This window comes from Microcoleus sp. AS-A8, assembly GCA_039962225.1.
GTDB lineage: Bacteria > Cyanobacteriota > Cyanobacteriia > Cyanobacteriales > Coleofasciculaceae > Allocoleopsis.
The window spans coordinates 397,683-411,135 of the sequence record JAMPKV010000002.1; the positions used below are offsets into that span (position 1 = coordinate 397,683).

7 protein-coding genes are annotated in these 13,453 nt (G+C 48.9%); 1 reads left to right on the forward strand and 6 read right to left on the reverse strand.

The features are described from left to right. Positions 1 to 247: 247 nt before the first annotated feature. The 5 genes from NDI48_04770 to NDI48_04790 form a co-directional block, all read right to left on the reverse strand. Positions 248 to 1,129 (reverse strand): ABC transporter substrate-binding protein, encoded by an 882-nt coding sequence (locus NDI48_04770; protein MEP0830520.1) that lies wholly within the window; start codon positions 1,127 to 1,129, stop codon positions 248 to 250. An 84-nt stretch (positions 1,130 to 1,213) separates the two neighbouring features. After that, positions 1,214 to 2,002: an ABC transporter ATP-binding protein gene (locus tag NDI48_04775; GenBank protein MEP0830521.1), complete on the reverse strand. Its 789-nt coding sequence runs from the start codon at positions 2,000 to 2,002 to the stop codon at positions 1,214 to 1,216. A gap of 76 nt (positions 2,003 to 2,078) precedes the next feature. Continuing rightward, positions 2,079 to 7,121, reverse strand: a complete 5,043-nt coding sequence (locus tag NDI48_04780) for a CHAT domain-containing protein (protein MEP0830522.1) — start codon at positions 7,119 to 7,121, stop codon at positions 2,079 to 2,081. Positions 7,122 to 7,512: 391 nt separating this feature from the next. Beyond that, on the reverse strand, positions 7,513 to 8,520 hold the full coding sequence (locus NDI48_04785) for an iron ABC transporter permease (GenBank protein MEP0830523.1): 1,008 nt from the start codon (positions 8,518 to 8,520) through the stop codon (positions 7,513 to 7,515). Between the two features lie 14 nt (positions 8,521 to 8,534). Further along, a complete protein-coding gene (locus NDI48_04790; GenBank protein ID MEP0830524.1) occupies positions 8,535 to 10,730 on the reverse strand; it encodes a transglycosylase SLT domain-containing protein in 2,196 nt (731 codons plus the stop codon). Between the two features lie 300 nt (positions 10,731 to 11,030). On the opposite strand from NDI48_04790, the gene NDI48_04795 reads away from it, so the two are divergent. Then, positions 11,031 to 12,509, forward strand: a complete 1,479-nt coding sequence (locus NDI48_04795) for a leucyl aminopeptidase (protein ID MEP0830525.1) — start codon at positions 11,031 to 11,033, stop codon at positions 12,507 to 12,509. A gap of 184 nt (positions 12,510 to 12,693) precedes the next feature. On the opposite strand, the gene NDI48_04800 is transcribed toward NDI48_04795, so the two are convergent. After that, entirely contained in the window at positions 12,694 to 13,326 is a 633-nt protein-coding gene (locus NDI48_04800; GenBank protein ID MEP0830526.1) for a L,D-transpeptidase, read from the reverse strand. Positions 13,327 to 13,453 lie beyond the last annotated feature (127 nt).

The following is a 13,453-nucleotide window of genomic DNA, read 5'->3' on the forward strand; positions in this document are numbered from 1 at the left end:
TTAAGCCCTGAACTAAAGTACCCTACCCTTCGGGAACGCCTACGGCGAACGGGAACGCTGCGCGTGAAGCGGAGCTACCGCGCTAGCGGCACGGCGTCAAAGCTAAAGTCAGTTAAAACTGACTAAAAGACCTACCGGATAGGAGTTTGAACCTGTTTTAACAGGTTTTAGCTCTGAGCCTGAAATTTATTTCAAGGCTCTTATGTCAGTGCCAAAATCCTAAATCCGGTGACTCGCCCCACCTTATCTAGACTTTCGCCTTGGCTGAGAGTACTTCTCTCAATCGGGTACAAGCTTCTTCGATCTTGTCGAGACTGCCCGGATTGACCAACCCATAATAGTCAAAAACATAGACTTGCTTGTTTTGAGTGGCTTTGAGTTTATTCCAGAATGGCTCAGATTTGAACTGCTCCGCATTGGTTTGCTCGGTATTCACCACCAGCAGAACATCTGGATTTGCCTGTAGGATTTTTTCAGCCGAAAGCGTGACATACCCGCCTGTTGGACTTTGACTCTGTAAGTCTGCCACTATATTTTTGGCTCCAAATTTACTGAGCAAGTCTCCTGCCCAACTGTTTTTATTGGGTGCCAGAATGGGTTGACGACTCACGAGCACGAGAGTTGATGGCGCTTGGCTGGCTGATTTTCCTAAAAAAGTTTGGTAGCGTTTCAACAGTGGAGCAGAGTCGGCACCAATGGCTTGAGCTAGCTGTTGGGTTAGGTCTGTGAGGTCATCCCATTTATCAATTTTAGTGGCGAGGGTGGTAATGCCCAAATCTTTTAACTTTGCTAAGACTTGGGCGTGAAAGTCTTTGTTGCCAACCACAAGATTGGGTTTGAGAGCAACGATTTTTTCCAAGTTGGGGGGTGCTTGCCCTTTGCTAACTTGTGTTATCCCTTGGAATCGGGCATCTTTATCAAATAACTTACTGCCTGTGATGCCGACAAGTTTGGTTTTATCGAGCTGATAGACAATATCAGAGGACAGAGAGGTGAGGGTGACGACTCGTTGTGCTGCCGTTTGAGAGGGCGTAGAGTTGGCGGTTGGCTGGTTAGTGGCAGCATTGCACGCGATTAAAACCAAGCTCAATACAATGGTGGCGATCGCAATAGTCCAACGACGAAACATAAACAACTCCTCGTTTCAACCCTGTCTTAAGACTGCTAAATCAATATCGTAAGCAAGATCCCTAACCTTCCAACCTTCCAACCTTCAACCTTCAACTCCAAACGGGGCGATGGGACAAATTTGCACACCCACTGGTGTCTGGAGAACAATAACTTCAACGCCAAAGACTTGGGCGAGATTTTCCGGGGTGAGGACGGCGGCGGGTGTACCGATATCCCAAAGATACCCTTGCTTGAGCATGGCGATGCGATCGCTATACCGTGCAGCTAAATTCACCTCATGCAGTACCGTTATAATTGACAGCCCTCGCTTCTGATTGAGCCGTTTGAGCAGTTCCAGCAGTTGTAGCTGATAGTGAATATCCAGATAAGTTGTGGGTTCATCTAACAGCAGAACTTGTGGTGCTTGTGCCAGTGCCAGTGCCAGGAAGGCGCGTTGTCGTTCACCGCCGGAGAGATGTTCCACGGGGCGATCGCTCAACGATTCAATCCCCGTCTCCACAATCGCCTCCTCGACTTTTGTGCGATCTTGTGTATCTAATTCCCACTGCCACCAAGGTTGATGAGGACTTCGCCCCAAACTCACCAGTTGCCGCACGGTTAACCCCGTGGGCACCGCTTGTTGTTGTGGCAAAATTGCCAGTTTTTGAGCGACGACTTGGGCGGGTTGGTTGTGAATGGCTTTCCCATCCAAAAGTACCGTACCCTTGTGCGGTGACAGGATGCGGCTAAGAAGTTTGAGCAATGTGGACTTCCCGGAACCATTGGCACCCACCAGGCTCAGCCACTCGCCTTGTTGGAGGGCTAAGTTAATGCCGTGAATAATGGGCGTTGTGCTGTAACCACCGACCAAGTTTTGAGCTTCTAAAGGCATGAGCGAATGGAGCAATGTAGATTTTGCAATGATTTTGAGCGGAATTTTTCAGGTTAATTTTAACTTTATAATGCGCTTACCACGGGCTACCAATCATTGTGAATGCAGCCCAGTAATAAGGATGAGAGAAATCATGACTACTCTGTCCGGCGAGTTCTGGGGGTAAGGAGATACTACCCAGTTCGTCTAACCCTTGGAGTTGACCATTTTCCACACGTACTTGCTTTTGCAGCATCGCCAGTTGAGCACGCCGCAGTGCCTCGGCTTTGATCGTCACGTCGGATTGGCGCAAGTGCTGATAAAATCCACTCATGATTGCCAGTGTCCCTTCATCACTGACATACCACAGACTAGCCAAGGCAGATTTGACTCCTGCTTGCACTGCTAATCCGGCAAAACCCAACTCCGCATCGACATCTCCTAAGGCAGTACGACAGGCACTTAAAACTAACAGTTCAACTTGAGGGGGCTGATGCCAACCCATCTGCCGCAGTTGATTCACCTTGAGTTGGCTATCCCATAACTGAATGTAAGCGTTATCCGCCTTTCCGGGTTGAAAGTCGGCGTGGGTGGCTAAGTGAATGATGCCGAAAGGCTGACGCTGTGCCAAGAGATTCTTCTCGGTAAATTCTTCATTGAGGAAGGATTTCCCCGTCCACAACTGTTGGGTAATCACGTTCAATTCTGTTGGTACAGCAGGCAATGGTGCCAGTTCTTGAAATTCGGATGCTCCCATCCCCAGCACTTGGGCATCTTTCACACCCTTGTAGCGGCTATTGGTAAGGCTGACACTAGGAATAGATCCGAGGCTATACTTTTCCACCAAAAACTGCTGCCCATCGTGTAATGCTGCCATGGGGACGAGGCGTAACCCGGCATCCATACAAAAGATGAGAGTGTCGATTCCCAGTGATTCCAAATGAGATTCGAGGGGAGCAATCATCCATTGGTAGAGCTGTTGTGCTGAGGCAAGGTAGCCACGGGAATCTGTGACATTGGTAACGGCGCGACGGAACTCGGTTAAGGTTTTCTTGAGGGCAGCCGCATTCGCTTCTGGGACTACCTTACGGATGGGAGAACCATCTGGCATGACTAGCACCAGTTCCAGTTGTTGGGGTGTTGAGAGAGCGTAGACGATCGCAGGCTGAGTTTTGGTTTCGCTTTTAATTGTTTTTAAAACCGTTCTAATGCCTTCGACGGTAGCGGTTTCATGGGGTAAATTTTCTCCCAAATAGTTCTCAAATTCTTCCTCAAAGACTTCGTCAATTTGAGTAACGGCTTGATTGAGATTGCCTTGAGACAGAAGGTTTTGCAGGTTGATGTAATCTGTGTTGAGACTTCCTTCGGGAAGTGTCCACCCATATCGGGAGCTACTGCCTACCGCGTCTGGGTTGATTGTCGTTTTAGCTCCTACAAGCTCCCCAACTAAATTGGCTAGAATATCTTGGGGAATTGTATTGGAATCAGGTCGATTTGACCCTAACAAAGGTGGGGGTGGAGGGGCTACGGTTTGCCCAGGAACAGAGATAATTTGAATTCTCTCTTGAGTATGGGTGTTGAGAAATTCCTGATTGGGGGAGATGGTTTGGATGGGAAATGCATTTCCTGTCGTGATTGCTCCTGCTGTCCCGTTTGTAGTAGCATCCCCCACAATAAAAGGTGTAATTCCTTGTCCCCCGTGCCGGATAATAATCGAGCCTCCGCCCGTAACTCCACCCGTGGCAATACTGGCATTTGTCCCGTCTAAATTGGGAAAAGAACCCGTTGCTCTGAAAAATTGGGTTGTCGTAATATCAACATTTCCACCCGTGCCACCCGTACCTCCTTCCGCTTGAATCCCAGCGACTTGGATGTTACCACTAGCAGAATTAAGGGTAATATCGCCAGCATTGCCGATCGCGGAACTGGAGAAGATGGGACGAGAACCGACAGTAATGTTGCTGGCAGAATTAAGCAAAATATCGCCGCCATTGCCGTTCAAGGAACCGGAACTTACCCCACTCACACCAACGACGCTGCTGTCGTTATTGATATTAATTTCGCCGCCGCTATTAATATTAATAGTTCCGCCATCTCCGTTGCCACCACTGGAAGCGATCGCATTTATCGTGATATTACCTGCTGCATTGAGGGCAATTGCACCGCCAGTATTATTCCCTAACGCGCTGAGAGTATCTGTCGTGATGCTGCCATTATTAGCAGAAAGGGTAATTGCACCGCCATCGCCAACTTGAGAAGCAGAACTAAGGATTCCGGCACTAGTATTGATTGAACCATTGTTGCTAGTGATTGCGATCGCTCCACCTGAGGTGATGATATTACGAGTAATAATGTTTTGGTTGGCGCTGAGGCTGATATTTCCACTTCCCGTTGCGGCGAGTGCGCCACCATTTCCAAAGAAAATGCCCTCACTGTTGTTGTTAGTCCCCTCAACCATGCCTTCGAGGATAATGTTTCCCGTGCCAGTCGTTCGGAGTACACCATCGCCATTCCTACCAATCCAAACCCCATAACTCCTGTTTCCGGTTCCTCTGCTAGTTCCCCTGATGACGATATTTCCATTCTGTGAAGTCACTTGGGAGTTGGGGTCTAAAATAGCGATACCTTGATTATCTGTCCCATATCCGCCAGTCCCCGTTAGGGTAATAGTTCCTGTTCCGGTTGTTGCCACAACGGTGTCCCGAATCATCGCAATGCCGTCGTTATTGTCACCATTTGCATTGCTAATGCCCGTCATGTCAATCGAGCCTCCTCCAGTCGATTGCACTAAGCTGCCAATTCTGATTAAGATGCCGTGGCTTGAATCTGCATCGCTGGTATTAGCTGTGCCTTTTAAGCTAATATTTCCACTGGTTGTAAAAAGCCTAGAGCCTGACTCCATCAGTATTCCAGAATTGTCTTCTATCCCGTTGCCGCCAGTACCCTCTAGGGTTATATTTCCCGTCCCAGTTGCTTCGATTACGCTGGAATCATTCGTGGACTGCTCTCGAATGACGATACCGTAGTTGTCATTGCCACTACCGCTACCAGTCCCTATTAAAGCAATACTTCCGTTTCCGGAAGAGCGGATGATGCTGCCATCACGCAATTGAATGCCCCATCCATTATTAATCCCGTTGCCGCCAGTGCCGTTTAGGCTGATATTCCCGTTCTGTGAATAGATGGTGGTGTCAATAACATCGATGCCGATACTACTACTTCTTCCAATTCCACCAATACCAGTTAGGGTAATAGTCCCTGTCCCAATTGTTTCTAGTAAACTCCTGCCTACCAAAATGCCGGAATTATCATTGTCGTTGCCACCAACTCTCCCCGTACCCACTAAGGCAATAGCACCATTTCCAGTGTTAAGACTGCTGTTGAAAACATGAACGCCCCACGGCAGGGCAGCACTTCCCCTACCAATCCCAGTAACATTGCCACCATTGGTAAAAATCGTGGCATTGGCAATTTCAATAGCACCTGCCCCACTGCTATCAGCATCAGCATTCAGGTTCACATTTAGCCTACCGCTACTCGAAGAGATTCCCCCATTCAGGATGATGTTGTTGGCAGCTAGTAATGTAAGAGTCGCGTCTCCACCTGCTGTCTTGTTGATGAGTGCATCAGTATTCTGAGTAATATTGCCTTCTTCAACCCCACCAATATCCGTAGTGATAGTAACGTTAGTGCCAGTATTCAGTGCCGTATTAATATTGGCAACATCAACAGTATTTGTCCCGATCGCACCGCCACCCCCATTTGCGATCGTGATATTCGTTGGATCGATCAGCCAGGTACCACCAATACCATTAAAAGCACTAGCATTAGGAATACTGGTGAGATTGAGAGACTGCTTCCCAGAGGTTTCAATTAATCCACCATTTCCGGATACAGTTCCTCCCCGTGCCGTCAGTATCCCGTGAATGCTGGCTGTGCGATCAGAAAAAGCAATAACTTTTCCCCCATTGCCAGATAGCAGCGCATCGGCGGACACTATCGAATCGCTACTAACAAACGTTTCTAACGAATTCGGGACGTTCCCTTGTCCCTGAAAATCCCCACCAATCAACACCGTACCACCGCCATTGGTGCCAGAAGCATTGATATTGGCACCCAATAAACCCACCTTGTCACCCAACAAATAAACATTCCCGCCTACCCCTCCTGGGTAAGAGGGGGAAATGCCTTCTTGCGCCCCCCCTTGATAAGGGGGGGTTGGGGGGGGTGAAACATCGAGAGTACCCGACACAATCGTAGTGCCCGCTTCATAGGGAATCGTTACCCCAGAACTACTCAATTGCACCGTACCCGTTGGAGAAACCTTCAACCCAGTCTCTACATTTCCAGCCGTTCCCGTCAGCAACATGGGTAAATCTTGAGGAGAAATTGCTAATTGTTGTCCATCCGTTGCGCGAGGAGGTTGAATCTCTAAACTCAATAAGTGTCCAGATTGACTAATCCTAACTAGACCTTCATTCTGCACAGCAGCAATCATAATACTTCCCGACGCTGCTTTCAGTGAGCCAGTATTGACAACATTGCCACCCAGTAAGGTTAAATTCTGTCCCTCTCCCACTACCAAATTGCCACCATTAACAATTACGCCTAGTTGTTTGTTATCAAAAGCAAACAGACTGGGTGTACCGATTAACGTCTGATAGTCATTCTCACCAACGGCATTAAACCATTTATCCCCAGCAAAACCAATGCCTGTGGCTGTCGTCGCTGTAAACGAAGCCGGGACATTGAGACTGGCACCCGTACCAAACACAATTCCCGCCGGATTCATCAAAAATAAGTTCGATGGCCCTCCAGTTACCTGAATCAAACCGTTAATTACAGAAGGGTCACCGCCAATCACTCGCGCTAAAATATTCTGAATTGAATCATTGGATAAAAAATTAGCGATTTGCTGAGAATTGAGTCCAAATTGCGTAAAACTATGAAATAAATTAGTGCCATTGTGAGAAAGCGTACCCCCTTGGATATCAAAGCGATTTCCATCAGGTGTAACTTGAGTGCCAGTGCCGTCATCCGCCCCTTGAATAGGCTGTGCCCAGGCTAGTTGAGGTTCAAACAATCTAACCAACAGGAGACTGGTTAGCAAGGAAGCAACGACTCCAGCAACTGGCTTCATAATATTCCGTTTAATAGAGAAAATTTAGGTATTTGAAAAGCCGTAATTTCTCAAGAAATTATAGAATTTATATAGAATAAGACGCCAATTCGTTATATTTAGTAATGGCTCAGCCTGCTGACAATGGGCGAAAAAACTTGAGGATAATAGGTATTTTTACAGGAAAATTAATTCCCTGTCCTTGATCAGCTACTGTGTATACACAAGTCTTTTTCGCCCCCTAAATCCCCCAATTCTGGGGGACTTTGAAGTCTGGTTCAACCCAAAATTGGAAGGAATTTAAATTCTGTTTCCCCCAAAGTTGGCCGGAGCGACCGCCGGAGCTCATACGAGGACTTTAGTGAGGATGAGGAGTTAGGGAGGCTATTCAGCGGATTTGGCCCAAGTCTGGCTAACTAGAAGCCGCCGATCGCCGAGAAAGCAACCAGACAAACAAAGGCGATCCCAGAAGTGCGGTAACCGCCCCCACGGGTAACTCTACCGCCCCTAATCGGGACACAATATCCGCGAACAACAGGACTAAGGCACCCCCAATTGCAGAAAGCGGCAGCACCCAGCGGTAGTCTGTGCCTATCAGTAGCCGCACACCATGAGGTACGACTAAACCCACAAATCCAATTAATCCGCCGACACTGACAGCGCCTGCGGCAAGTAGGGTAGCAACTCCTCCAATTAAAAAGCGCGATCGCATCAAAGAAAATCCCAACCCTACCGCCAACTCATCGCCTAAATTCAAAATATTAACGGAGCGAGCCAGTAAACAACCACCCACCAGTGCCACCAGGACATAAGGGCCAGCTACCGTGACTTCTGGCCATCCTCGCCCATTGAGACTACCAATGAGCCAATTGAGAGCCGCCTGAACTCTACCATCATCAGCTAGCAGGAGCATGGTTGACTGAATCGCTCCAAACAGGGAACTCACCGCCACTCCCCCCAAAATCAACCGTTCCACGGAAACACCGATACTGGTACGAGCCAGGATATAAACAAATATCGTTGTCACGATCGCACCAACCCACGCGGCTAGGGGTAACCACGCTTGAAACAGCCCTAAAGTCACCAACCCCACAGCCACCAAACCAGCACCCGCAGAAATGCCCAATAAAAACGGATCAGCCAATCCATTCCGCAACATCCCCTGCAACAAGGCACCCGACATCCCTAAAGCTGACCCAACAATTAATGCTGCGATCGTTCGAGGCAACCGCAGATCCCAGAGAATTGTTTGATTAATCGGATCACCTTGATGAAGTAATGCCTGCCATAACTGGGAGAAACTCAGAGAGACGGCACCTTGAGACAGGGAAATCCCCACCGCCAAAAGTAAGCCGCCTCCCAAGAGCAAACAAGCTTGCCAGACTCGGTAACTTTTCTGCCAAAGTTGCGGGATAGCCAAGGCAAAAGACCTCACTAACGGGATACTACTGGCTGAGCCTTAGAATACTTGGCTAACGATTGAGCAATATCGGGATTGTAGAGTCGCAGATAATTCCAATAATTGGCAAAAACGGACTCGACATAACCCTTAGTTTCCCCAAACGGAATCACCTCAATAAAGGCATCCGGGTCACTAAACCCATATTTGGCAATCCAGTTTGACACGTTTCCAGGGCCAGCATTGTAACTGGCGACCGCTAATAAGGAGTTATTGCTGTACTCTTGGTGGGTGTGATCGAGATACCAGGTGCCGAGTTTGATGTTGTCATCTGGATTTTCCAGGTTATAGTCCTTGAGCTGGATTTTTTGGGCAATCCAAGTGCCGGTTCCTGGCATCACCTGCATCAAACCTTTAGCACCAGCAACCGAGCGAATTTTCGGTTCAAATCGAGACTCTTGTCGAATTAAACCAGCAACCAGGAAGGGATTAAGTTGGCGCTGTCCAGACCAGCTAATAATGGATTCTAGGAAAGGCAGGGGAAACAGAGCCTGCCAGTAAGCGGGTTCTTGGCGTAAATCTTTCCATTGCGATCGCTCTTCAGGGGTATCTCGCAGGCTGAGGTACCAAATTTTATTAATCCCGAGTTGATGCCGGCCTATCCCTACGTTGAGCAAACCATCGGTAAATTGCTCAGCAACGGTTGGCTTGAGTCGGTTCTTAAATTCTGCTTGCCAGAGTGTCCAGGCACTCTGATTCTGTCCCAACTGATAAAGTTCTTTTAAGGCTGCCGAGCCAGTGGGGGGTGTGGGTCGCAGTTGCGGGGGTACAATCTGTGGTTTCAAATCTCGCACGGTGGTAAAGTCTCCCACATTCCAGCCCAACAAATGTGCCGACCGCCATGCATAGAATGATTCTGGATAGTGAGCCAGCACATGCTCAAAGGCGGCTGTCGCCTCTTGTGGACGCCCTATTTGAGCCGCCCACCGACCGACCCAAAACGCGGCTTCTGGAGCCTGTTCACTATCGGGATTATTAGTGGTAATCGGTTGTGCCCATTGCCATGCTTCTTTATACTTTCTCGCCGCCGCCATTGTTTTGGCAACTTTCCAGCGATACTCCGCTGCCGCATCTGAGGTTTTATATTGAGTCAACACCGACTGACGTGCGTTGGTGGCTGAGGTGGCACTTCCTTTCGCCTCTAGAATGTCGGCTTTCGTGAGCAATGCCTGAGCGGCTTCATCCGGAAACTTTTTGATGACCAAATCCAGGTATTGCAGCGCCTCGTCTGATTTAGAGAGAGTGGCGAGACGCCTTAATCCCAGTCCGGTTTCCTTAGCCTCTGGGAAATCCTTGAGTAGTTGTTGATAGGCGGCTTTTGCTTCTGCCCTCTTGCCTCTCAGTTGATACCCGCGACCCACCCGATACGCGTTGAGAGGGGTTCGGGGCGCTTTGGCATAGGCTTGAGCCGCTCTCTCATACTCCATGGTTTCCCAGTAGCCAAAAGCGATCGCTTCCCAATCTGCTGGCTGGAGTTGGGCGGCAAACTCGTTGACTAAGCGCTCACGAATTGCCCCCATGCCTTGGCCTTCAGGGTTAGATTTGGCTAAGACTAAGAGCAACGCCGGTTGCTTGGGGTTCTTACTCAACCGTTGGCGAATGATTTCGTGGGTACTCGGATGAGATGGAAATTTAGCGATCGCCTGATTCCAGTACTCAGGATTGGATTCACCTAAGGCATACAAGGCTTCCGCTGCGACTGGCTGAGTCGGATGGTTGGTCAGGATAGCGTTCCAAGCCGCTTGGGCTTTCGCTTTATCCCCCATCAATTCATAAGCTTGGGCGCGTTTCACGCCGATCTGGGACGCCAAGACAGGATATTCTGTATCCAGTCCTTCCAGCCACTTGAGTGCCTTCTCCCCCTGCTTTTGCTCAATCAAATCCGAGGCTAACAGATAACGGGCACGTTGCTGGTCGAGAGATTTTGACCCAGAGGCAATCGCTTCTAGTTTTGAGGCTCTTGCTTGAGGTGACAGCGACACCAGAGGCAAAACTTCGGATTTTTCCTGTTTTGGAGTGAGTTTGAATTGACTTTGAGTCTGTTGACTACCAGTCCATTGATCCAATAGACCGGTCATTTTCAGCGCTAAAATTGATGAGCCAAGTAGGGCGCATAGTAATAGTCCAGCCCCTAGCGCCATAGGAATTTTGTTGATTCGTCCCTTTAGCATTACCCCTCGTTTGCCCAAAATTGGCACAATCGTTTCTTATTTTGCGTGAGCTGATTTCAGTATTCAGAGAGTAGGCGCTCTGTTCAGACTCAAGTCGCCAAAACCTGACGTGGAAGATTTTAGCTTGCTTTCATCCAGATCGGCAGGAAGGTCGTGTGTTTTGATGGATGACATTTATCCTCAATAAAAGTTGTTGCAATCGGCGGTTCCTCAGGCTGAGAGTATGAATCGTGAGTCTTTATTGGTTTTTGAGCAATACTTGAAAATTAGGTACATATATATCGATTGATAGAACCAGGAATGGACATTCGAGCAACGGATACACCCCGCATAGACTGGATAGGTGATGCACTGGCTGTTGGGTTATTTGAAGAGGCGACAACGCTGACCGATGATTTAGCCCAACTGGATGAGAAGTTTGCCGGTACGATCAAGGAACTGATTGAAGAAACAGAATTTAAGGGAAGCGCTGGTAGTAGTGCTGTAACACGCGTGGGTGCCGGTAGCTCAATTCGTAAAATTATACTGGTGGGGCTGGGTAAATCAGACACCCTAAGCTTAGATACCTTGCGTCGTGTGGCGGCAGCGATCGCCCGAACGGCGAAACAGCAAAAAATCAAAACTCTGGGAATTAGTTTGCCTGTTGTCAATGAAGACCCAGCAGCAACAGCCCAAGCGATTACTGAAGGCATTGTACTTGCCCTGCACCAGGATAATCGCTTTAAATCTGAACCAGAAGATAAAGGAGCCAAACTAGAACAGGTTGAGTTGCTGGGACTGGGCAATCAGGAAACGGCGATTAACCGTGCTCATGGAATTTGTTCGGGTGTGATTTTGGCACGGGAATTAGTGGCGGCACCGGCGAATGTGGTGACGCCCATTAGTTTAGCTGAAACCGCAGAGGCGATCGCATCCCAATACGGCCTTTCCCTGGAAGTATTAGAACGAGAAGACTGTGAGAAGCTAGGGATGGGTGCTTTTTTGGGCGTCGCCCAAGCGTCAGAAATGCCCCCAAAGTTTATTCATCTCACCTACAAGCCAGAAGGGACAGCCAAGCGTAAACTGGCCATTGTCGGTAAGGGTTTGACCTTTGACTCCGGTGGCTTGAACATCAAAGGTGCAGGTAGTGGCATCGAGACGATGAAGATGGATATGGGGGGTGCTGCTGCAACATTGGGTGCGGCAAAAGCGATCGCTCAGTTGAAGCCAGAGGTTGAAGTTCACTTCATTAGTGCAGCAACGGAGAATATGATTAGCGGGACAGCGATGCACCCCGGCGACATTCTCACCGCTTCCAACGGTAAGACGATTGAAGTTAACAACACTGATGCTGAGGGACGCCTGACTCTAGCCGATGCCTTGGTATTTGCTGAAAAGTTAGGAGTAGATGCGATCGTCGATTTAGCCACGCTGACTGGTGCTTGCATTGTAGCCTTGGGCAATGATATCGCTGGCCTGTGGGCAACCGATGATACTGTGGCTTCTCAGTTGAAAGCCGCTGCGGAACAAGCCGGTGAAAAGTTCTGGCAGATGCCGATGGAAGAGAAATACTTCGAGGGTTTGAAGTCACCCATTGCTGACATGAAAAACACCGGCCCGCGTGCGGGAGGTTCAATTACGGCAGCTTTGTTCTTGAAGCAGTTTGTCAAAGAAACGCCTTGGATACACTTAGATGTTGCAGGCCCAGTTTGGGCCGATAAAGAAGACGGCTGCAACAATGCCGGTGCTACGGGTTTCCCCGTGCGAACCCTTGTGAATTGGGTACTCAGCGACGCTTGATAGCGAGTTGCGTTCAAGCTAGTCGAGCGGTGGGACAAGGGATGGGGAGAGCCTTGAGGAATTCTCCCCCATCCTCGTATGAGATCCGGCTCCAATCCCCAATCCCCCACTCTCCCAATCCCTCACTCTCCCAATCCTCACTCTCCCCCACTCTCCCACTCCCCCACTCTCCCGCTCCTCTTCATCAAGGCTCCACCGTAACAGGTGTACCAATCTTTACCAGCGCGTACAACGCAAGGACATCTTTATTACGCATCCGGATGCAGCCGTGGGAAACCGCTTGTCCCACTAACGACTCGTCAGGGGTGCCATGAAATCCAATAAAGTTACGTCCATCAGTCCAAAAACCAATCCACCTCACTCCTAAGGGATTATCTCGCCCTGGGGGGATGATTTTACCATTCCAGGGATGCTCCCAAGCGGGATGACGCCGCATATCTATGACTTGATAACGGCCTGTAGGGGTTTCCCATCCCGCCTTACCTACTGCGATCGGGTAACTCCGTTTCAAGTTATCGTCATGATAAACATAGACCCGACGGTGACTCAATTTAATCACTAAAGATGTGTTGTCAATCGTACTTTTTAGCTCGGTTTCTGGTGAGGGAACATACAGAGAAGGCTCTCCCAAACGGGGCACTTGAGGTTTTGCAAAAGGCGAGAGGTTTTCAGATGCAGGTGTGTTGATCGTAGTATTGTCGGCTATAACGCTGGAAGCGTCACCTTGCCGCTGAACGCTGAGCGCTAAAATGGCTGCACTCAAACACAGGAATATGAAGCGTTGCTCTGGGGATTTAACCCTCACTGTTACTGTCATCTTTTCAGGTAATTAGTTCATTCCAAACACTTACTTTAAAAGAAGCCGATGTGTCATATTTAACTGGCCTGATCCAGTAAGTTGGCTCCCCAAAAAGCAATATATTTGAATTAGCATAACTCCCAAT

Bases quoted from the DNA above. Each gene is read 5' to 3' on its own strand.
- NDI48_04800 (MEP0830526.1), bottom strand. From the start codon at position 13,326: ATGACAGTAACAGTGAGGGTTAAATCCCCAGAGCAACGCTTCATATTC.
- NDI48_04770 (MEP0830520.1), bottom strand. From the start codon at position 1,129: ATGTTTCGTCGTTGGACTATTGCGATCGCCACCATTGTATTGAGCTTG.
- NDI48_04775 (MEP0830521.1), bottom strand. From the start codon at position 2,002: ATGCCTTTAGAAGCTCAAAACTTGGTCGGTGGTTACAGCACAACGCCC.
- NDI48_04790 (MEP0830524.1), bottom strand. From the start codon at position 10,730: ATGCTAAAGGGACGAATCAACAAAATTCCTATGGCGCTAGGGGCTGGA.
- NDI48_04795 (MEP0830525.1), top strand. From the start codon at position 11,031: ATGGACATTCGAGCAACGGATACACCCCGCATAGACTGGATAGGTGAT.
- NDI48_04780 (MEP0830522.1), bottom strand. From the start codon at position 7,121: ATGAAGCCAGTTGCTGGAGTCGTTGCTTCCTTGCTAACCAGTCTCCTG.